Source organism: Streptomyces sp. CB02366 (genome assembly GCF_001905905.1).
Lineage (GTDB): Bacteria > Actinomycetota > Actinomycetes > Streptomycetales > Streptomycetaceae > Streptomyces.
Genome location: NZ_LIVT01000008.1, coordinates 59,607 through 80,139 on the forward strand (window position 1 = coordinate 59,607; position 20,533 = coordinate 80,139).

Sequence of the window (20,533 nt, forward strand, 5' to 3'; positions counted from 1 at the left end):
TCGAATGGCGGAATTCAGAGATCGCTCCGCGCCGTCACGCCGTCAACTTTCCCCGCACGGAAGGGAACCGATGATTCCGCTTCTGCGTCCGCCCTCGCGGACGTGACGCTCACCACTCCTTCACATGGATGGCGAGAATGTGACTCACCAAATAACCCACAGAGCTTGATAAGCCTTTTATGGATCAGAAAGCACAAACAAACCAAATCACCCATACCGTCACGACAAAACGGGCTGAACGGGCACTCCAGGCGAGGGCGGTCGAACAGTCGGCGAGCCGATCGCTTACGGTGTGGGGTGGAGACTAGTAAGCCAACCCTTACCTCCCCCGTACGCTGTACCTGCCCGCGTTCGCCCGCCCCGAAGGATCACCACCCATGACACGCCCCGTCCGCGTCGCCATTGTCGGAGCCGGCCCCGCCGGTATCTACGCTGCGGACGCGCTGCTCAAATCCGAGGTCTGCCAGGACCCGGGGGTCTCGATCGACCTCTTCGAGCGGATGCCCGCGCCCTTCGGCCTGATCCGCTACGGCGTGGCCCCCGACCACCCCCGCATCAAGGGCATCGTCAAGGCTCTGCACCAGGTGCTGGACAAGCCGCAGATCCGTCTCTTCGGCAACGTCGACTACCCGAACGACATCGGCCTGGACGACCTGCGCTCGTTCTACGACGCGGTGATCTTCTCCACGGGCGCCGAGGCCGACCGGTCGCTCGACATCCCCGGCATCGAGCTGGACGGCTCCTACGGCGCGGCCGAGTTCGTCTCCTGGTACGACGGCCACCCCGAGGTGCCGCGCACCTGGCCCCTCACCGCGGAGAAGGTCGCCGTCCTCGGCGTCGGCAACGTGGCGCTCGACGTGGCGCGCGTTCTGGCCAAGACGGCGGACGAGCTGCTGCCCACCGAGATCCCGGACAACGTGTACCAGGGCCTCAAGCAGAACAAGGCGCTGGAGGTGCACGTGTTCGGGCGGCGCGGCCCGGCCCAGGCCAAGTTCAGCCCGATGGAACTGCGGGAGCTGGACCACTCCCCCAACATCGAGGTCATCGTCAACCCCGAGGACATCGAGTACGACGAGGGCTCCATCGCCACCCGCCGGGAGAACAAGCAGGCCAACATGGTCGCGCAGACCCTGGAGAACTGGGCCATCCGCGACGCCAGCGACCGCCCGCACAAGCTGTTCCTGCACTTCTTCGAGTCCCCCGTGGAGATCCTCGGCGAGGACGGCCGGGTCGTGGCGCTGCGCACCGAGCGCACCGAACTGGACGGCACCGGCAACGTCCGGGGCACCGGCCGGTTCACCGACTGGGACGTCCAGAGCGTCTACCGGGCGGTCGGCTACTACTCGGAGGAGCTGCCCAAGCTCCCGTTCGACGTGGCTTCCGGCACCGTCCCGCACGAGGCGGGACGCGTCGTCTCCGGGGGCGAGCACATGACCTCGGTCTACGTCACCGGCTGGATCAAGCGCGGGCCGATCGGTCTGATCGGCCACACCAAGGGCGACGCCAACGAGACGGTCGCCTGCCTCCTGGAGGACCGTGCAGCCGGCCGTCTGGCCGAGCCCGCCGCGCCCGCCCCGGAGGCCGTCGAGGCGTTCCTGGAGGGCCGCGGCGTGCGCTACACGACCTGGGAGGGCTGGCACCGGCTGGACGCGCACGAGCAGGCGCTCGGCGCGGCCCAGGGCCGTGAGCGGATCAAGGTCGTGGAGCGCGAGGGCATGCTGGACGCCTCCGGCGCCTTCGTCCCGGCCGAGCGTCCCGCCGACGCCTGACCGACCGGCCTCAGGAGGCCGGGCCCGGGGCGGCCTCCGTGCTCCCCGGGTCCGGCCTCCTGAACGTGCGCCACAGGTCGGGCCAGGCCGCCCCCGCCGTGGGGGGCCGCCGGGTCCGCCCGGTCCCGGCCCAGCGGGCGGCGAGCAGCAGCGCGATGTCGTCCGGGCGGTCGGTGGCGGCCCTGGCCTCCCCGATGACCTGGTCCGCCCGGTCGGCCAGCGGGGCCGCCCCGATGCGCTCGACGGTGGCGCGCAGCCGCTCGATGCCCTCGTCGATGTCCGTCCCCGGGCGCTCGATCAGCCCGTCCGTGAACAGGGCCAGCATCGCTCCGGGTTCCAGCCGCATCTCCGTGACCGGGTAGGACGCGTCCCCGTCGATCCCGAGGACGATGCCGCCGGGCAGGTCCAGCACCTCCGTCCGGCCTTCGGGGTGCCGCAGCACCGGCTGCGGATGCCCCGCCCGTACGGCCCGGGCCACCCCGGTCGCCGGGTCGAGGGCGATGTAGCAGCAGCTCGCGAACTGCCCGGGGTCGAGATCGATGAGCAACCGGTTGGTGCCGCTGACCACCTCGTGGGGGTCGTGGTTGTTGAGCGCGAACGCCCTTACCGCGCTGCGGAGTTGCCCCATGGTCGCGGCCGCGGCGACCCCGTGTCCCTGGACGTCGCCGATGATCAGGGCGAGTTCGCGGCCGGTCTCGATGACGTCGTACCAGTCGCCTCCCACGTCCATGCCCTGCGTGCCGGACAGGTAGCGCCCCAGGGTGTCGACCCCGTCCACCTCCGGCAGCCGGTGCGGCAGCAGGGCGTCCTGGAGGCCGCGGGCGAGCGCCGCCTCGCTGTCGTAGCGCTGGGCGCGCTGCAGGGCCTGCGCGATGAGTCCGGCCAGGGCGGTGAGAACCGTACGCTCCTCCGGGCTGAAGCCGCGCGGCCGGTCGAAGCCGAGGATGCAGGAGCCGACGGGCCGTCCCGAGGCGATCAGCGGCAGGAACGCCCGCGCCCCGACGTCCGCGTCGATCGGGATGCCCGGATACGCCTCGGCCAGGCGCTGCATCGACTCGAAGAAGATCGGGCGGCCCGTGGTCAGGGTCTCCACTCCGGGGATGCGGACGTCGAGCCCGACCCCGTCGAAGCGGTCGAGGAACCCCTTGGGGAAACCGGTCTCCCAGGCCAGGTGCAGATGGCGCTCGTTCAACAGGTAGATGGCGATCTGACGGCCGCCGAACGCCGGCAGCAGCTCCTCGGTGACCACCTCCGAGACCTGGCGGGCCGTGACCGCCTCGGTCAGCGCGATGGCGAGGGCCACCGGGCGGTACAGGGCGGAGGAGCGGTCGGCGGTCGATCCGATGCCCAGCCCCGGTGCGGTGAGGGAACCGGGGGTGTAGGCGGGGCGGTCGGTGTCCTTGAGCACGACGCTCACCCCGTCGTGGGCCGGGTACAGCGAGACCGACAGCCAGCGCGAGGGCGGGCGGCGGGCGAGGAAGTGCACGGGCTCGTCGGCGATCAGGGCGGCCCGGTAATGGTCCTCGTACGCCTCGTGCCCGAACCACGGCAGGGCCTGCCACACCGGTCGGCCCACCAGTTCCGTACGGGGGTGGCCGAGGAGGTCCTCGGCGAGGGCGTTGGCGTACGTGATCCGGCCCAGCCGGTCCAGGGAGAGGATGCCCCGGGGCAGCCGGTCGGCGGCCTCCGGCACGACGGGGCCCGAGCCGAGATCGACCAGGAAGCCGGTCAGGCGGCCGGCGGGCGAGTCGCCGCCCGGGCGGGCCCACCGGCCGGAGAGCTCCAGCAGGTGGGACCGGCCGTCGGGACCGCGCAGCCGCATCCGGCGCACCACCGGTTCGGCCGACTCCGCCGTCTGTCGGGCCAGGGCCCACAGTCCGTACACGTCCTCCGGCACAAGCCGTTCGGCGAGCGCGTCGACGGTGCCGGGGAAAGCGGCGGGTTCGAAGCCGAGGATCGCGCAGAGCTCGTCGTCGGCGGAGACCCGTCCCGAGCGCAGGTCCCAGTCGAAGCGGCCGACCCGTACGGGGGGCGCGGTGGCCGCCGGCAGTTGCACAGGGGCCGGCTCCCCCTCCCACACGCACGCGACGCCCTGCCGCTCCAGGCCGCTGAGCGCGTCGCCGAGCCGTCGGCCGAGCCGGTGCAGCCGGTCGCCGTCCGCCGGGGCGACCGGCTGCCCGGGCGTGGAGGTCCGCAGGACCACCAGGACGCCCACGCTCCCCCGGCGCCCGGTGATCGGCGCCCACAGCGAACCGAACGGGAACGGCAGCCCGGCCATGAGCTGCGGGAACCGGCGCATCGCCTCCTCGGCGTCGGACAGCAGCACGGGCCGTCCCGTGCGGTACGCCTCGGAGACCGGGAAGGGCCGGTTCACGTGCATCCGCCACCAGGGACGGAACAGCGGGCCCGGCAGTCCGGCCAGCACCGCGAGCCGCAGGAGCCCCGGTGTACCGCTGCGCAGGTAGACCCCGCCCGCGAAACCGCCGCTGGACTCGACCGCGCCGACGAGGGACTGCGCCAGGACGAGGGACAGTTCGTCCGGCACCCGGCCGACGTCCTCCGCCCCGGTCGCGGTCCCGCGTCCGGCGGGCGGGGGACGCCGGGTCGTATCGTGCCGGGTCACACAGTCAGGATGCTCCGGCCGGTGGCGCCACGCACCTTCGGCGACCGGCCGCCCCCCGGCGGCCGGTCGCGCTCACGGGCCCCGGCGGGGTCAGTACAGCTTGGCCACAGCGGTGCGCGTGGTCTTCCTGAACCCCTCCAGCGGAGCGCCGTCCAGTTCGCCCATCTGCCCCCACTCGACGACGGTGACCGTCCGGCCGTCGCGGCCCACGGAGTACAGCCCGATGTCGGTGGAGCCGGCCTCCGGGTGGGAGGTGTCGATGCTGTAGAGGTGCGCCCCCTCCTCGATGTCGATTCCGCCGTGGTGGAACGCCTCTCCCTCCAGGCCGGGGTCCTGCTCCTTCAGCCGGTCGAGGCAGGTCTCCAGGGCGGCGCGCAGATCGGCGGCGAGCTTCTCGGCCCGCGCGGTCGTGGTGGCGACCGTGATGGCCTGGCGGGCCTGTGTGTCCAGTTCGGTGCGGAAGTCGCGGTACCGGGCGCCGGCCGCCGGAGCGATCCCGGCGGTGCACAGCGAGCCTTCCTGCGGCACACCCTGGCGTACCGGACCGGCCGTCCAGGGGGTGAGGGAGGCGGGCAGTTCGCCCGCGGCCAGGAACTTCGGGAGGACGGGAGCCGGGGCCGGCGCCGCCGCGGCGGGCGTCGGGGCCAGGGCGGTGACGGCGAGGCCGGCCGCCGCAGCGGTCAGAAGGGCGGTACGGAAGGTGCGCATGGTGAGGTTTCCCCGTTTCGGACGGTGCGTCGAATGGCGCGGTCGGACGGTGGTTCATCGGGTCGGCCGTACGGCCCGGAACGAGGCGTACGGAGCCCGCTCGGGGCCGTACGGCGGCGTTGCGTCAGGCGGTACGGGAACGGGCCCAGCCTGGGCCGCCGCCCCTGATCCGGACAAGCACGACACGGCTTCCCGCCGGGCTGGAACCGTCCCGACCCCGGTGACGTGGGTGTTCCCGAAGGGCTGGAACGCCCTGGAACGGCGCGGGGGAGGTCGAGCGGGTGGTGGGCGACGCCGGGGGGACGGCACGGGCGGTGCTGGCGGCGCGGTTGAACGCGCTGCGGGAGGGGTCGGGCCGGACGTACGCGTCGCTGGCCCGACGGATCGGAGTCAGCGGCTCGTCGCTGCACCGGTACTGCACGGGGCGGACGGTCCCCGCCGAGTTCGCCCCGGTGGAGCGGCTGGCCCGGCTGTGCGGCGCGTCGGCCGCCGACCGGCAGACGCTGCACCGTCTGTGGCTCCTGGCGGACGGGGAGCGGGCGGACCGGCAGGGGGCGGGGGAAGCGGCGGGCGGGACCGCCGACGGGCCGCCGGGCGCCGGGGGCGGCCCCGAACCCGCGGCGGTCCCTGCGGCTCAGGAGGCCGGCGAGGACACGTCCGCCCCGGTGCGGGACGGGGGCCGCCCCGGGGCGGCTGCGGACGGGGTCGCGGCGGCCGCCGCTCCCGGGCCCCCCGGCGAAGGGCTCGGGCCGTCCGGCGGAGGGACGGCCCGCCCCGGCCCCTCCTCCGGGGAGGCGGAGACGGCCGTACCGGAGGGCGGCGGACTTTCCCCGGCGCCCGGTTCCCGGCCCCGACGAGTGCGTCGGTACGGGCAGGTGCTCGGCGGTCTCGCCGCGGCCTCCCTCGTCCTCGCCCTGGTCGCGGCCCTGGGCGGAACGGCGCCCTCCGGACCGGACGGGGGGCGGTCCCCGGCCCGCCGGCCGGGCCCGCCGCCGGTGGGCGCCCCGGCGCCCTCCCCTTCGGGCTCCTCCGCCCCCGCGACGCCGCGAGCCGCGCCGAGCGCGTCCCCGAGCGGGACGCCGTCCGGCGGTGGCACGGCTTCGCCCGTACTGCCCGGCACCGGCGCCCGCGAGGAGGGCGGGTCCGGGCCCGCCGAGGGCCCGGCGTCCGGCCCGGCGCCGGGCCGGACGCCGTTCACCTGGACCGGCGACGACCACGTCTGGAAGAACGGCTGCGACCACGCCTACCGCGTCGACCGGGCCCCCGCCGCCGTGCCGCCGCCCCCGGCGGAGGCCGACGCGGCCCCCTGGGCGGCTGCGCTCGGCGCGGTGCACGCGGGCGAGACGGGGGTCCGGATCACCGTGCAGGGCCGGGACGAGCGGGCCGTGGTGCTGGAGTCCCTGCGCATCCGGGTCGTCGAGCGCCGCCCGGTGGCCGGGGGCCGGGTCTACCGCATGAGCTCCGGCTGCGGCGGATCCCTCACCCCGAGGATGTTCGACGTGGATCTCGACGCCCCCCGCCCCGCCGCCCGCCCGGTCGCCGGCAACGATTCCGGCGAGCCCGTCGCGGCCGTGGCCTTCCCGTACCGCGTGTCGGTCACCGAGCCCGAGGTCTTCCTGATCACCGGCCGTACGGTCGGCTGCGACTGCGACTGGTTCGCGGAGCTGGGCTGGAGCAGCGGCGGCCGGTCCGGCACCGTGCGCGTCGACGACGGCGGGCGGCCGTTCCGTACGGGAGGGGTGCGGGGGCGGCCCGTGTTCGACTACGACACGACCGCCCGCCGCTGGGTGACCGCGGAGGCCGGGTCCTGAAGCGTCGGGCCGCCGCACGGAGGCGGCCCGGCTGCGGTGGCGTCCTCGAAGGGAGCGGGCAGAGGCGGCGAAGGCGGGACGGGCCCCTCCCGGGTACGGAGCGCACCCGGTCCGGGCCCCGTCGGCGGGACCACTCGCCGGTTCACGGCCCCGCTTCCGGCCCCTGCCTACTTTTCGGGGTAGACGTCCCCGGCCTCCATCGCGCTCTGCTGTTCGCTCCGGTCCCGGATCGTCCGGGACTTCTTCTCCAGCCGCTCGCGTTCGTGCGGGTCGCTCGCGCGCTCCGCCGCCTCCGCCAGCTGCCGGGCCTTCTCACGCATCTGCCGGGCCAGGTCGGCCGGTTCGTCCGAACCGCTCATCACCACTCCTTGGACGCAGGGAACCTCTGCCCCCAGCGAACCAGCGCCCGGCCGCTTCCGCATGTCGCGCGGCCGGGCACGGACGGTCCCGCGCCGCCGGGCGCGGGCTCCGGCCCCGGTCGCACGCCCGTTCAGGCGGGTTACCGGCCCAGCCGGCTCATCAGCGCGCGCAGCCGGGGGTGGCGGGCGTGCGCCTCCGCCGAGCGGCGGTCCAGCTCCTCGCCGAGACGCTTGGTGCGCTCCTCGATGTCGAGTTCGTCCAGGATCCGGTCGATCTCGGCGAGCAGGGAGCCGTGCAGCTGCCACTGGCGCGGGTGCTCCTGGACGTCCTCCAGCAGCAGATCGGCCACCAGGTCGCGGGTGGCGCGGCTGCGGGCGAGCGCCTCGGAGAGACGTTCCTCCGCCGCGTCGGCGTCGGCGGCGAGCTGGGTCGTCACCAGGACGGAGAAACTCTCGATCGCCTCCGCGAGGTGGCCGAAGAGTTCCTGGAGCAGTTCCGTCACGTCGGACGGGAACAGCGCCTCCTCGGTACGGGCCTTCGCCAGGTCGGTGAGGGTGCGGGACAGGACGCGCAGGACGACGGCGCAGATCTCCAGCGTGTCCAGCCCCGTCCGCAGGACGACCCGGTGCAGCAGGCCATGTCTCACCCTGGGGTTGAAGGTGAGACTTTCCTCCGCCTGGCGCAGGGAGGCGTCGACCTCCACGATGTCGTGGTCGAGCCTGCGGGCCTCGTGGAGCCGGGCGGCGGCCCGGGAGACGGGGCTGTGCCCCACCACCTCCTCGCCCATGCCGCGCAGCATCGCGCCCATCCGGGCGGCCAGCGATTCGATGGAGGCTCCGGCCGAGCCGACCCAGACGGGCGGGGCGAGCAGCAGGTTGAACAGGAGCCCGACGCCGGCCCCGATCAGCGTCTCCCACACCCGGTCCCAGGCGGTGTCCGCGACCTGGGAGACGCCGAGGACGAGCATCGCGCTGATCGCCACCTCCGGCACGAACTCGTTGACCCGTACCAGTCGTCCGATCATCAGCGCGGTGAAGATGGTCAGGCCCAGACTCCACCAGCTCAGCCCCACCAGGGAGCTGAAGCCGATGGCGATGAGGACGCCGACGACCACCGAGTTCACCCGGCGGATACCGGTGGTGAGCGTCGCGTAGAGGGTCACCTGGACGACCAGGAGCGCGGTGAGGGGAGCGGTCAGCGGGGCGGGTTCGGGCAGGAACCAGACCGCGACGGAGTAGGCGATGACGGCGGCCGCAGTCGAGCGCAGCGTCTGCACGCCGACGGGTTCGGTGGTGCGCTGTACCAGTTTGACGACGGGTGCGGAGACTCGGGACATTCCTTGACCGTGCCCCGAATCCTCTCGCGCAGCACTCCCCCCGCCCCGGCTCCGCCGTACGGCCCTGGCCGCCGGGCGGAACACGAGAGGGTGCGCGAGGGCACGGTCGGAGAGACCCTGGAGGCATGGCTGTTCTGCTGAACCCCCCAGGTGAGACACCGCCCGCCGAAGGCTCCATCGGTGAGGCGCACGAGGAACGCCCGGACGGAGGGCTCTGGGAGCACCCCGGCGTCTGGACCGGGCTGATCCTGTTCGGAGCGCTCGTGGTCGCCGGGTTCTTCCTCGCCCGCGTCTTCGGCTTCGGATGAGCGCCGGGGCCTCCGCAGCGGCGCGCCGGACCGCCGACGCGCTGCTGGAGGAGTGCGGGCAGACGTATGCGGCGGAGGCGGGCATCCGGATGCGCGACACCCCGCAGCCCCTGTACCGCCTCCTGGTGCTGAGCCATCTGCTGAGCGCCCGCATCCGCGCCCCGGTCGCGGTGGCGGCCGCGCGGGCGCTGTTCGACCGCGGGATGGGCACGCCGCGCCGGATGGCCGACGCCACCTGGCAGCAGCGCGTGGACGCGTTGGGCGAGGGCGGCTACCGCCGCTACGACGAGCGGACCTCCACCCAGCTCGGGGAGGGCGCGGAGCTGGTCCTCGACGCCTGGAAGGGCGATCTGCGCCGGCTGCGCGCGGAGGCGGACGGCGACGGGGAGGCGTTGCGGGCGGGCCTCCAGCGGGTTCCGGGAATCGGACCGGCGGGGGCCGACATCTTCGTACGCGAAGTGCAGGGGCTGTGGCCGGAGACCGGGTTCCACGTCGGAGCCAAGGGCCTTCAGGGGGCCGAGCGGGTCGGGTTGCCGGCCTCCGCCGCCGGGCTGGCCGAGGTGGCCCGGGGCAGGGATCCGGCGGTGTTCGCCGCGGCGCTGGTCAGGGCGGCCCTCGACAAGGAGAGCGCCGAGGCGGTCCGGGAGGCCGCGCGAACCCGGAAGTGAACGCCGCGGCGGCCGGGGGCCCGGGACGTACGGGGGCACCCGTGCCGTGCGGGCGGCGCGGGCGCCCCCGGCCCCTCCCCGCTCAGCGGCCGGCGCCCGCGCGGGCCCGGGCCTCGGCGCGGCGGGCCTCGGCCTGTTCCTTCCTGCCCTCGGCCTTCAGCCGCTCGTCCTCGAGGGCGATGCCGTCCGATTCCTTGATCATGCCTCTGAGCCTCCGCGCCTTGGCGCGGGCTATGTCGGTGCTCTTTCCCACTGCTGCCTCCATGCCGCGAGGGGGACACGCGCTTTCCCCTCCACTATGCCTGTCCGCGCGGCGGGACGCGGGAGCCTACATCAGCGGGCTCTCGCCCTCGTCCGTGCCGCCGCCCTCGACCTGGAGGGCGAGGTCCTGGAGGACGTCGGCCGACGACACGTCGGTCTGCCCGGAGTCGTGGACCTGGGCCAGCATCGTGAACGCGAGGGTGAAGGCGCTCACCAACTGCTCGACCGCGCCGCCGACCTCGCGTCCGACGACGGCGACCACCTCCTCGACGGTGAAGTCGTCGGGGATGGCGATGTGGGGCATCGTCTCGTTGAGCAGGGCGGTGACGGCGCCCGCTCCCGTGTCCAGGTCTTCCCGTTCGAGGTCCGCCTCCAGCAGACGCTGCATTTCGCGCGCCTCTGTGAGGATGCCGATCACGCGCTTCACGACTTCCCGTTGCTCCATGGGCGCGAGCATAGGCGGTGGGGGCCGGTCGCAGCCTCCCCTCGCGTGGACGTGCCCCGGTTGTCGCAGCCGGGGGGGCGGGGTCCCGGGGGGACGGCCCTTCTGGTCGCGCGGGCGGTGAAGCGCGCGGGAGAACGGGCGGAGCCGTCGCGCTGCCGACCCGTGGCGGCGGCCGTCACGCCGCCACGGCGCTCGCCGTGGCCCGGGGCGGGTCCGCTCAGCGCGGCGGGCGCTTCGGGCGGGAGCGGTTCTCCCGCATCGCCCGGCGGATTCCCGCCGCCGCCGAGCGGGCGTGTTCCGTGGTCGCCGTGCGGTCGGCGACCGAGGTGACGAAGCGGTGCAGCGGCTGTCGGCAGTGGGCGCACGGGGTGTCGGTCGTGATGTGGTAACCGTCCTCGCACTGCGGATCGGTGCAGGAGCCGGGCCGCAGGAGCTGCGCGGCGATGTCCTGGGCGCTCCACCGGCGGCGGCCGTCCTCGTCCAGCTCGCCCAGCGCGTGGGACCAGCGCAGGTTCCAGCGGCGTTCGACGCGCTCGCGCAGCTGGGCGGCGCTGCGGACGGCGATCTCCTGGTGGATGAGGTCGTGGACGGTGCTCGGCACCCGGCCGCCCAGGGCTTGGAGGAGCTGGGGCGGCAGGGCCTGGAGGACGTAGCCGCGCGGGTTGCCGCGGGCGTTCTCCCGCCAGCGGTCGCAGGCGCAGGAGCCGTCGGGGCGCTTCGGGGCGTGGCAGCGGCCGCACAGGCCGCGGCACTCGGCGCAGAGGCCGCCGTCGAGTCCGTCCAGATGGGGCGCGGGCGCCCGGCCGCAGGCGTGGCAGCAGGCGGCGCACGGTCCGCAGAGGCGTTCGTCGCCCGCCTTGGTCGTCCAGGTCCGCGTCTGGCACCGGCAACACAGGGCCGTGTTGCAGTACTCGTGGTGGGCGGCGCCCGAGTGCCGACCGGGTGACGGGAAAGACATCTGCCCATTGTGCGGGATGCCCGGTGCGGGCGCGGCCGGCCCCCGCCCGGGTCCGGCCGCCGGAACCCTCAGGGGTGCAGGCTGCTGACCAGGTCGGCGGTGGCGCCGATGCCGTCGTGGATGGTCGGGGCCATGCTCGTACTGGCCATGAGGAAGCCCAGCAGGGCGCAGACCAGCGCGTGCGAGGGCTTCAGCCCGCCGTTGCGCAGGAAGATCACCGCCAGGATCGTCAGAAGCAGCACCAGTGAGATCGAAATGGCCATGGCCAACCTCCTCCGCCGCGCCGGATTTGCGGCTTTCGGCGGCCAGTGTGGCGCAGCGGGGCGGCCGTTCGGCGCACTGGCGTGTCCGCCGAACGGGTACTCCCGGCAGGTGGCGCGTTAGGACTTGTCCGACAAGGGATCTTGGGTGGGTTCGCGGAGCCGGAGGAGGAGTGCGGCGAGGTGGACTGCGGCCTTGTAGCGGGCGGCGAGTTCCTCGAAGCGGGTGGCGATCGCGCGGAACTGCTTGAGGCGGTTGAAGCAGCGTTCGACTGCGTTGGGGGCCTTGTAGAGGTCGCGGTCGAAGGCGGGCGGTCTGCCGCCGGTCTTCGACCGCCGCAGACGGTTGGCCTTCTGGTCGGCCCGTTCCGGGATCACGGTCGGGACGCCCCGCCTGCGCAGGGTCCGGCGGATCGCGCGGGAGGAGTACGCCTTGCCCGCGATGACCGCGTCGGGCCTGCGGCGGGGCTGCCCGGCACCGGTCCGGGGCACTCTCAGCTCGTCCATGACCGTGTCGAAGACGGTGGAGTCGTTCAAGGACCGGCTTCAGGGTCTGCTCGACGCGGTGCTGGCCATCTCCGGCGAGCTGGAGCTGAGTGAGGTGCTCCGGCGTATCGTCACCACCGCCATACACCTGTGCGCTGCCCGCTACGGCGCGCTCGGAGTACTGGACGACACGGGCGAGCGCCTCAAGGAGTTCATCACCGTTGGGCTGAGCAAGGAGGAGTACGAGGCCCTGGCCGGCATCGACTTCCCGCACGGCGAAGGCGTCCTGGGCCTTCTCATCCAGAACCCCGAACCGCTGCTGCTCGGGGACGTCTCCGCTCATCCGGCCTCGGTCGGCTACCCGCCAGGCCACCCGAGCATGCGGTCGCTCCTCGGTGTCGCCATCAGCGTCCGCGGAGAGATCTACGGCGATCTCTACGTTTCCGAGCACCTCGACGGCCGACCTTTCGAACACGGCGACCAGGAGGTCCTGGTCGCGCTGGCCAACGCCGCCGGCATCGCCATCGAGAGCGCCCACCTCTTCGAGCAGGTCCGCGGCAGCGCCGAGAACTTCCAGCGCCTGTTGCTGCCGACCCTGCCCGATCTCAGCCCCTACTCCGCCGCCACCGTCTACCGCCCCGCCGCCGAACCCAACCGTCTGGGAGGCGACTGGTACGACGCAATGCGGCTGCCGGATGGCGCGCTGGGCATCGTCATCGGCGATGTCTGCGGCCACGACCTCTCGGCAGCCGCCGCCATGGCGCAGATCCGTAACATGCTGCGTGCTCTGTTCTACGACCGCCGAACGCCGCCCAGTAACGTCCTGCGACAGCTCGATGCCACGTTGGAGGCCGGCTACGACTCCCGGACAGCCACCGCACTGCTGGCCCGCATCGAGCCGGGCGAGAAGGAATGGAACCTGCACTGGTGCTCCACCGGCCACCTCCCACCTCTGGTGATCATGCCCGACGGACAGGCCGATTACCTGCCGGGCGAGCCGGGCGTCCCGCTGACCGTCGACCCGGCGCTCCTGCGCCCGGACCACCACATCAGGCTGCCGGCGGGAGCCACGGTCGTCTTCTTCACCGACGGCCTGATCGAGCACCCCGCCCACTCGATCGACGAAGGAATGGCCGTCCTGATCGAACTGGCCAGTACACACTCCGCGCTGCCGGTGGAAGACATGCCATACCGAGGTCCTCAGCGGATGCCTCCTGCGCCGGAACCAGACGGCCATAAATTCGACCGCTTCGGTGACGTAGCGGTAAGCCGTCGTGGTGCCGATGCCGAACCCGGCGGCAAGCTCGATATAGGCGTGTCCCATCCGCAGATGGGTGAGGGTGAGCAGGGCCTTGCGGCCGACCCTCAGGCGTCGCCACCGGAAGCCGATCGCGCGGCGTTGGTGCCACAACTGCTGTGTAAGGAAACGGAGGACGGAGCTGGCCACGTCGACGCCCGACGGGTAGACAAGCACGTGAAGCCTCTGGTGGATCCGGTTGTCTTGGTTGAAACCCATCTGCCAGGGGCTTTGCCGCGTTGTCAGCCCAACTGCCCCACCTCATGAACAGGTGGGAAAAGGCTCACTGCTGGCCTGCGACTGTTGAGGGTGAAAGAGGTTCACTTACGCATCGTCTTCCTGTGGGAAGGAACGTGGCCAGTGAAAACTTCCGCCGTCGGCGGGTTTTCCCTCGATAAACCCGATTGAGGAACGGGGAGACTCCCGAACCGTCAAGACGGCGGCTTCAGCCAGCAAGCCGCTCGTGCTAGCCGTTCTCGATCTGGCCGATAGCAGGCTTAACCGGGTGGTACGGGAAAGGTAGCGTCCACCTTGCTGTCGGACCCGTATCGCACTGACGCGGTCGGGTCTACCACGACCCTAGGGGGGACGAATGCGAGCTCTGACAAGGACGCTCGTCAGCGCTGTTACCGCTGTCGGGATCACCGCCGGAAGCCTGGCTGGGGCAAGCGCCGCCCTCGCGGCACCCGCGTCGACCACGGTACCGGCTGTCACTTCCGAGGCTGTCATCCCGCTCGCGGTGGTCAACCTCGGGCTGAGCACCACACAGGCCAAGTACGCACAGTGCTGGCTCCGGGCGAACTGGGGCTATACCGGAACTATCGACGGCCAGCTGGGCACCAACAGTTGGAAAGCGTTCCAGCGGAACCTCAAGGCGCACTGGGGTTACACCGGGGCGATCGACGGGATCGTCGGGTCGGGCACGATCCAGGCGCTGCAGCGCCTGCTCAAGGCGAGCTGGGGCTACACCGGGGCGATCGACGGGGTCGCCGGGTCGGGCACCCAGGCGGCTTTCAAGCGTTTCGCCAACGCCTGCAGCGGCTGGTGCTGAACACCCAGGAACAACACCTGAGGGCGGGGGCTTCGTGCGGAGTCCTCGCCCTTGGGCTGTCTGGCGTGTGCGCTTCAGAACCTCGCTGGCGGTGGGCTTTCTGTTGGCAGCGATGTGAACAAGTTCGACGCTGGAGCCGGCTGCGGCCCACTGGCAGCGGATCGTGGCAGACAACGCAGGAAGCCATCCTCTGCCGGGAGTAGGTGGCAGTGAACCTCTTCCAACCCTGACGAGCGGTGAGACGGGCAGCCCCGGCGGCGGGCATGAACAAAGCTCCTGACAGACGGGTTCACGACCAAGATCACCAGTCCGCCAGAAGCTTTCGCGTGCTTGTCTACCCCCCTCGAGCTCTCAACTTCGTTCGAGCAGAGGAAATCCCAACGCCTCGATCTGTCCAGCCGTACTCTGCAGCATCTCTCCGGCCTTCTCGCAGTTCCCCACCGTCGGATCGGTTCGCGCTGGCGACGCCTGACCGGCGGTCGGCAGGCCATGCTTGTCTTGGCCCACCTGCGCTGCGGTAATACTTACGCCCCTTTCGCCGCGGGCTTTTGCATCGGGATCGCCACGGCTTACGGCTACCTACGTGAGGCCGGCGACCTCCTGTCCGCCTTCGTGCCCCCGCTGGATCAAGTCAGGCCATGAGACGATCCGCAAGAAGGCTTGCGTGATCCTCGACGGCACTATGCCGTCGATCGAGCCGTGTGCCGATCCGTCAAACACCTACGCGGCTGGCACCGCCGTCACCATCGCGCTCACGCCAAGATCTGCAACCTCGGCGAACGTGTCATGACCACCCTCAAGTCCTGGCATCTCCTGCGGAAGCTCCGCAGGCCGCACCACCCGGATCACCGCCGCCATCCGTGTCGTCGTCGCCCCCCAACTCGCTACCTGATCAAGATGGAAAAGGCTCAGTGTCAGGCGTCTTCTCCGGGGTCCACAAAGACTGGGGTGCCGCGCCCTTGTTCGTCTTTTCTCGGAGTCAGGCGGTCCCAGTCGCGGCCCATCGCGGGTCGGCGTCGTCGCCGAACAGGACCGCCGTCGAAGCGAGCAGCGGCGCACAGCGCGCACCGCCCCGCGTGGGAGTGGTGCCGATGGCGGCCTTGGCGTCGGAGTCCTGCCAGGCCCGGCAGTCGTTGTATTGCCGGGCAGTGGCCGACCGACGACGACAATGGGGCAGGTGTCGGCGTCGATGACGGCTTGGTGATTGCTGGAATCATAGATCTGGCCAGGGAGTATCACGGCGTACCCGGCACCGGGAGCGCGGAGAGTCAGCGTGAAGGGCCACTATCCCAGCTCCATGCCTGGGGCCCCTTCTTCAGGGTCGTCCGAACTGGACTTCGCGATCCGCAGGCGAAGAGCGTGGTAAAGGGCGACCCGGTCATCGAAGGGGCGCGAGCCGCTGGCGGAGATTTGCAACTGGTCGGCACCGCGTCCGGCGACCACGACCACGTCGCCGGGACGGGCGGCGGATACCGCCAGAAGGAGCGCGCGTCGCCGGTCGGGTTCGACGTGGACCGTTGTCCGAGCATGTCTCCGGGCACCGGCTGCGATGGCGTTGCGCAGCGTTGCGGGGTTCTCGCTGTGGGGGCTTTCGTCGGTGACGATCACCACGTCGGCACTATGCGCGGCGGTGTCACCGAGCGCGGCACGTTTACCCGGGTCGCGCTCGCCCGTAGCACCGAGAACCACGATGACGCGGCCGTCGGTGAGCGAGCGGAGAAAAGGCAGGAGTCGGCGTTGGCCCCCGGTGTTGTGGGCGAAGTCCACGAAGGCCAGGAAGGGCTGTCCGGCATCGATGCGCTCCAGCCGTCCGGGGACCGACGTCAGGGCCTCCATGCCGCGCAGAGCTGCGTCGAGGTCCACGCCGCCGACGGCCAGGGCCACGGCTGCGGCCACCGCGTTGTCGGCCTGATGGGCGCCGAGCAGCCGCAGCCGCACTTCCCGGTCGATTTTTGGCCCTCGTAGGTGAAACCGGGTGCCGACCGCGTCGGCACCGATGGTGCGGGCGCTCCAGTCGGCCGCCTCCGGGCCCAGGGTGAAGGTGGTGAGGGGGCAGAGCGTCTCGTTGGCCAGGCGGCGCCCGTGAGGGTCGCCGATGTTGACCACGGCGTGTTCGCACCGGTCCGGTGTGAACAAGGATGCCTTGGCCGCGTAATACCGCTCGAGGTCGCCGTGCAGGTCCAGGTGATCCGGGCTGAGGTTGGTGAAGAGGGCGACACGGAAGCGGGTGCCGTCCACGCGCGCAAGCTCCAAGGCATGACTGGAGACCTCCAGCACCATGTCAGTGCCGCCCGCTTGGCGTGTGCGGGCAAGCAGCTGCTGGAGGGCCGGCGCCTCGGCCGTGGTGCGTTCGGCGGGTCGGCCGACCTCGCCTGGTACGCGGGTCTCCAGACTGCTGGCCAGCCCGACGCGGTGGCCGGCAGCCTGCAGCCCCGCGGCGAGCAGATGCGCGGTGCTCGTTTTCCCGTTCGTTCCCGTAACCCCGTATACGGACAGGGCGCGGGAGGGGTCACCGTACAGCCGGGCGCTGAGCGTACCGAGTACCCGGCGGGGGTGGTCGACGACCAGAGAAGGAAGGCTGGGGTCAGGGCGGTCGCTAAGCAGGGCTACGGCACCGGCTTCGGCGGCCCGGTCGGCATAGTCGGCGCCGTGCCGACGCTTTCCGGGCAGGCCGGCGAACAGGTCGCCGCGTGCGACGTCGCCGCTGTCCAGCGTGACCCCCCGCACCTGTACCCGGCCGTCACCGGGACGGGCGATCAGCCGGGCCTCGGGGGCCACATCGCGCAGGATGTCCAGGAGATCGTCGAGGCACACGAATTTCACAACGGGGCGGTCCTCCCGCTGCAGGGCACTGGCCATGTCCACCTCCACGATCGGGAGCGCGGGGACGCGCGCGGCTACGGGCGGGTGCGCATCATCGACCTACCGTGCTCCCCGGCCCGCGCCCGGGCGGGCCCGGTGGCACCGGCATCGAAGAGGTAACCCATCGGCCGAGAAATGAAACTTCACGGTGAGGCCTCGACAGGTGCCTGTAGTCCTGGCGTACGGTCCTCTCCGTACTCGTACAACCGCACCCTTGAACATGGGCGCGGTCACGGAACATTCGATGGCACAAACCAGTCACCGGACACACGGTTGCGCCCGCAGGGGTAGCTCCCTTATTGATTGGCCTGATACCGGGCGAGCGGGCGGCTTCCTCCCCACACCCGCAGGGGGTGGTTCCCGGCTGGAGCAGGGCGCCACTTCCCTGCTGTTCGACCACCTGCTCGTCTTCGCGGATGTGCTCGGTGTCCCGCTCGCCAACCTCGTGCGAGAGGACGCGCCGGCCCAGGACTTGTCCGACAGGGCCTAGGGCGTGTTTCGGAAGTAGCGCCGTCCGCCCGGAGGGCGGGCTCGGCGGCGTCCGGTGCGTGCGATCACAAGGCGGAGGGCCGCCCCGATACCGGATGTATCGGGGCGGCCCCGACAACGCCGCGAGCGTGCGTGCCGGGCGTCGCCGAGCAGGCGGGACTTTCGAAACACGCCCTAGCGGGCCGCGGCAGCGCTCCGGCGGGCGCGCAGGAACGCTTCCAGCCCGGCGAGGTCGTCGGTGTTGAGGTGGTCGACCCCGGCGGCCAGCAGCTCGGCCCAGACGGCTTCGCGTTCGGGCCCCGGGAGGTCGGGCGTGGCCCAGAAGCGGATGCGGCGGCCTTCGCGGTGGGCGGCTGCGGTGAGCGTGCGCAGCCGGTCCCGCTCGGCCCGGGGGAAGGGGCCCGCGCCGCGCCAGCCGAAGCTCTGGGTCCAGTTGGCGCTGACGAGCGGCGCGAAGGAGGCGGGGGCCGGGGCGCCGAGGTCGTCGAGGCGGCCGTCGTAGAAGGCGAGGCGGGTGGGCTGGGCCTCCATCGGCGTGCGGGCCGCGCGGTCGCCCGAGACGACTACGGTGACCGCCCCGGTGCGGACCCGGCCGTGGTGGTAGCGGGTGAAGTGGCGGTGGTGGCGCAGCTGCCGGTCCAGTTCCCGGTAGGCGGCCACACCGTCGGCCTTGATGTCGACGAGGAGTTGCAGCGGGGCCCGGTGGTGCGGGTGGACGCTCCCGCGGCCCGCGCGGACGAGGGCGGCGAGCGGGTCGAGGTAGAGCGAGGCGAGGGTGCGGGCCGGGTCGAGGGTGGCGGGCTCGTGGGCGACGAGGAGTTCGCCGTCGACGAGGAAGACGTCCGCCTCGACGCTGGTGAATCCGTGGGCGAGCGCGTCGTGCAGGGGGCGCGGGTGGAGGTAGTCGTTGTGCGCGTGGGCGTGGCGTAACGGGCGCGGACCGTGCGGGCGGCCCGGGGCGGCGGCCGCGGCGGTGGCGGTGGCGGTGGAGCCGGCGATGCCCGCGGCGGCGGTGGCGAGGGCGACCGTGAGTGCTCGGCGGCGGGTGGGGTGGGCCATGGGGACTCCCTGAGCGGCGGACGGGGCCGCCACGAGTATGGGGCCGCCGCCCCCTTCATTGTCAGGTGCCTGCCAGGTTGTTCGATGACGCTTCACGCTCCGGCCACCTCGCAGGCGTCCGGCCCGGCCGGGGCGGCTCCAGCACCCCTCCCCCGCCGCACCACCCCCGGCCTCCGGCCCCTCGGCGGGCGGGGATCGCCCGACGCCCCATCGTGATGCGGGCGTGTACAACCCCGAACGGGTGCCGGGCGTCTGTTAAGCGCCGGAGGGGTCCGTCCCTCCGGCGCCTGACAGACGGAGATCGGGGATCAGGTGGGAAAGCAGGTTTGGAGAGCCGCCGTGGCCGGGGGCGCGGCGGCGGTCTTCACAGCGGTGGCCGCGGCACCGGCCGGGGCGGTCGAGGGCGGGGCGTCGTTCAGCCGGGTCCAGGTGAACGGCGGCAAGCCGATCGTCATCGGGACGACGAAGGAGGTCGTCGTGCCCGCCTCCTTCCGGATGACGACCGAGCGCCAGGGGAAATGGCCCGCGGTGTTCCTGTACCGCAGTGGCGGGGACCGGCTGTGGCACGCCATCGAGACGGAGGAGTGCATCGAAGCGGGCCCGGGCGTCTGCGACATCAACGAACGCATGTCCTTCGAGCCCAGCGTGTACGACATGCGCAACAGCGAGGCCGGCGCCTGGAAGGTGGCGGCCGAGGTGTACTTCAAGGGCGGTGGCGGTGACGTCGACGACAAGGGACAGACGGTCTACGTCCAGCGCAACTCCCGCCTGACCGTCAACGCCTCGCCCGAGCCGGTGACCAGGGGCAGGACCGTCACCGTGACCGGAAAGGTCACGCGGGCCGACTGGGAGACCAGGAAGTACGCCTCCTACGGCGGCCGTCACGTGAGCCTGCAGTTCAAGCCCGCCGGCGCCACCTCGTACACCACGGTGAAGAAGGTGTACGCGAACGGCTCGGGCGCCCTCAAGACCACCGTGAAGGCGTCCAGGACGGGCACCTGGCGCTGGGCGTACTACGGCAACACCACCACCGGGCCGTCCACCTCGCCGGGGGACGACGTCGTGGTGAAGTGACGCCCGCCGGGTCGGCGAGGGCGCGGAAGCCGGCGCGCGCCTCCTCGTCGGGCGCCGGTGGGAGGCCACGGTCGGGACACACGCGTCACAGGTGAGGCGTTTCGCCTTCCGGAAGGGCGGACTCCTGGAAAGGGAGTCCGCCCTTCCGCGGCTTGTGCGCCGGGGCCCGGCGGTGGGAGCCGTGGGGCGGGCCCCATCACGTCGGCCCCTCCGACGCCTCCTCGGGCGATCTCCCCGTCCTGCCGCCGCCGTGCACGGGCTGCCGTTCGCCGTGGCCGGCTTCTCGGGTCAGCACGCCCGGGGCGGGTCTCGCGCGTCGGAGCGCCGGTGTCACCGGCGCCCGCGGAGCCGGCCGAACAGGCTGCGGGCCTGGGCGCGTTTGCGCGGGTCGGCCGCGGCACGCCGGGCCGACTCGATGGTCCGCCGCCCCTGGGGGCTGCGGGTGAACCGCGTGATGCGGGCGATCAGTCCGGACATCGTTCCTCCTCGGGGGAAACACCCTTCACCTCCTCGTCTACCCCGCTCCGGGGCGTCCGCACCTGCGCGGTGACGGCGCACCGGCCCGGGCCCGCGCCGGGGGCCGGACAGCGGGTCCGGGCCGGGCTCGCTCCGGAAGCCCGCGGAGCGCGGCAGCGGGCGGTTTCCGCGTTGCCTCGTCCCGGGACGGGTGCGGGCGCGATCGGTGGGTAGCCGGGCGACGACGGCCCA

17 protein-coding genes and 5 pseudogenes are annotated in these 20,533 nt (G+C 72.4%); 8 read left to right on the forward strand and 14 right to left on the reverse strand.

Annotated features, from left to right (window positions below):
• Positions 1-377 precede the first annotated feature (377 nt).
• On the forward strand, positions 378-1,769 hold the full coding sequence (locus AMK24_RS22445) for an FAD-dependent oxidoreductase (protein WP_073770638.1): 1,392 nt from the start codon (positions 378-380) through the stop codon (positions 1,767-1,769).
• 10 nt (positions 1,770-1,779) lie between these two features.
• Here the strand turns inward: AMK24_RS22445 and AMK24_RS22450 are convergent, their stop codons facing one another.
• Together AMK24_RS22450 and AMK24_RS22455 are read right to left on the reverse strand one after the other, a co-directional pair.
• Positions 1,780-4,314: a SpoIIE family protein phosphatase gene (locus AMK24_RS22450; protein WP_073770793.1), complete on the reverse strand. Its 2,535-nt coding sequence runs from the start codon at positions 4,312-4,314 to the stop codon at positions 1,780-1,782.
• 168 nt (positions 4,315-4,482) lie between these two features.
• Positions 4,483-5,100, reverse strand: coding sequence for a hypothetical protein (locus AMK24_RS22455; protein ID WP_073770639.1), 618 nt, complete (start codon positions 5,098-5,100; stop codon positions 4,483-4,485).
• Between the two features lie 281 nt (positions 5,101-5,381).
• Between AMK24_RS22455 and AMK24_RS22460 the strand changes: the two genes are divergently transcribed.
• Positions 5,382-6,911, forward strand: coding sequence for a helix-turn-helix domain-containing protein (locus tag AMK24_RS22460; protein ID WP_073770640.1), 1,530 nt, complete (start codon positions 5,382-5,384; stop codon positions 6,909-6,911).
• Positions 6,912-7,078: 167 nt separating this feature from the next.
• Here the strand turns inward: AMK24_RS22460 and AMK24_RS22465 are convergent, their stop codons facing one another.
• The gene (locus tag AMK24_RS22465; RefSeq protein WP_073770641.1) at positions 7,079-7,270 is read right to left on the reverse strand and encodes a DUF6381 family protein; all 192 of its coding nucleotides are present in this window, start codon (positions 7,268-7,270) and stop codon (positions 7,079-7,081) included.
• Between the two features lie 140 nt (positions 7,271-7,410).
• Entirely contained in the window at positions 7,411-8,607 is a 1,197-nt protein-coding gene (locus AMK24_RS22470) for an FUSC family protein (protein WP_073770642.1), read from the reverse strand.
• A gap of 125 nt (positions 8,608-8,732) precedes the next feature.
• Between AMK24_RS22470 and AMK24_RS22475 the strand changes: the two genes are divergently transcribed.
• Both AMK24_RS22475 and AMK24_RS22480 read left to right on the forward strand, forming a co-directional pair.
• Positions 8,733-8,915 (forward strand): DUF6480 family protein, encoded by a 183-nt coding sequence (locus tag AMK24_RS22475; protein WP_073770643.1) that lies wholly within the window; start codon positions 8,733-8,735, stop codon positions 8,913-8,915.
• Positions 8,912-9,583, forward strand: a complete 672-nt coding sequence (locus tag AMK24_RS22480; protein ID WP_073770644.1) for an endonuclease — start codon at positions 8,912-8,914, stop codon at positions 9,581-9,583. The genes AMK24_RS22475 and AMK24_RS22480 overlap by 4 nt, the downstream gene beginning before the upstream one ends.
• Before the next feature lie 82 nt (positions 9,584-9,665).
• Here the strand turns inward: AMK24_RS22480 and AMK24_RS34290 are convergent, their stop codons facing one another.
• The 5 genes and pseudogenes from AMK24_RS34290 to AMK24_RS22500 all read right to left on the reverse strand — a co-directional run.
• A complete protein-coding gene (locus tag AMK24_RS34290; protein WP_199876481.1) occupies positions 9,666-9,836 on the reverse strand; it encodes a hypothetical protein in 171 nt (56 codons plus the stop codon).
• Positions 9,837-9,911: 75 nt separating this feature from the next.
• On the reverse strand, positions 9,912-10,301 hold the full coding sequence (locus AMK24_RS22485) for a hypothetical protein (RefSeq protein ID WP_073770645.1): 390 nt from the start codon (positions 10,299-10,301) through the stop codon (positions 9,912-9,914).
• Positions 10,302-10,506: 205 nt separating this feature from the next.
• On the reverse strand, positions 10,507-11,247 hold the full coding sequence (locus AMK24_RS22490; protein WP_073770794.1) for a hypothetical protein: 741 nt from the start codon (positions 11,245-11,247) through the stop codon (positions 10,507-10,509).
• A 68-nt stretch (positions 11,248-11,315) separates the two neighbouring features.
• Positions 11,316-11,510 (reverse strand): hypothetical protein, encoded by a 195-nt coding sequence (locus tag AMK24_RS22495; RefSeq protein WP_073770646.1) that lies wholly within the window; start codon positions 11,508-11,510, stop codon positions 11,316-11,318.
• 117 nt (positions 11,511-11,627) lie between these two features.
• Positions 11,628-12,047 (reverse strand): annotated as a pseudogene (locus AMK24_RS22500) (transposase); the annotation flags it as partial.
• On the opposite strand from AMK24_RS22500, the pseudogene AMK24_RS22505 reads away from it, so the two are divergent.
• Positions 12,013-13,119 (forward strand): annotated as a pseudogene (locus AMK24_RS22505) (PP2C family protein-serine/threonine phosphatase); the annotation flags it as partial. The pseudogenes AMK24_RS22500 and AMK24_RS22505 sit on opposite strands and share 35 nt — an antisense overlap.
• 105 nt (positions 13,120-13,224) lie before the next feature.
• Here AMK24_RS22505 and AMK24_RS32715 read toward each other — a convergent pair.
• A pseudogene (locus AMK24_RS32715) lies at positions 13,225-13,467 on the reverse strand (helix-turn-helix domain-containing protein); the annotation flags it as partial.
• 415 nt (positions 13,468-13,882) lie between these two features.
• Here AMK24_RS32715 and AMK24_RS22510 point away from each other — a divergent pair.
• Positions 13,883-14,341, forward strand: coding sequence for a peptidoglycan-binding domain-containing protein (locus tag AMK24_RS22510; RefSeq protein ID WP_073770648.1), 459 nt, complete (start codon positions 13,883-13,885; stop codon positions 14,339-14,341).
• A 330-nt stretch (positions 14,342-14,671) separates the two neighbouring features.
• Positions 14,672-15,233, forward strand: a pseudogene (locus AMK24_RS35460) (hypothetical protein).
• Between the two features lie 183 nt (positions 15,234-15,416).
• On the opposite strand, the pseudogene AMK24_RS33280 reads toward AMK24_RS35460, so the two are convergent.
• The 3 genes and pseudogenes from AMK24_RS33280 to AMK24_RS22525 form a co-directional block, all read right to left on the reverse strand.
• A pseudogene (locus tag AMK24_RS33280) lies at positions 15,417-15,553 on the reverse strand (IS5/IS1182 family transposase); the annotation flags it as partial.
• A gap of 72 nt (positions 15,554-15,625) precedes the next feature.
• On the reverse strand, positions 15,626-17,200 hold the full coding sequence (locus AMK24_RS22515; protein WP_079190592.1) for a Mur ligase family protein: 1,575 nt from the start codon (positions 17,198-17,200) through the stop codon (positions 15,626-15,628).
• A 666-nt stretch (positions 17,201-17,866) separates the two neighbouring features.
• Positions 17,867-18,751: a phosphatidylinositol-specific phospholipase C/glycerophosphodiester phosphodiesterase family protein gene (locus tag AMK24_RS22525; protein ID WP_073770650.1), complete on the reverse strand. Its 885-nt coding sequence runs from the start codon at positions 18,749-18,751 to the stop codon at positions 17,867-17,869.
• Positions 18,752-19,063: 312 nt separating this feature from the next.
• On the opposite strand from AMK24_RS22525, the gene AMK24_RS22530 reads away from it, so the two are divergent.
• Positions 19,064-19,825: a hypothetical protein gene (locus tag AMK24_RS22530; protein ID WP_073770651.1), complete on the forward strand. Its 762-nt coding sequence runs from the start codon at positions 19,064-19,066 to the stop codon at positions 19,823-19,825.
• Positions 19,826-20,155: 330 nt separating this feature from the next.
• Here AMK24_RS22530 and AMK24_RS34295 read toward each other — a convergent pair whose 3' ends face one another.
• Positions 20,156-20,302 (reverse strand): hypothetical protein, encoded by a 147-nt coding sequence (locus AMK24_RS34295; RefSeq protein WP_199876482.1) that lies wholly within the window; start codon positions 20,300-20,302, stop codon positions 20,156-20,158.
• Positions 20,303-20,533 lie beyond the last annotated feature (231 nt).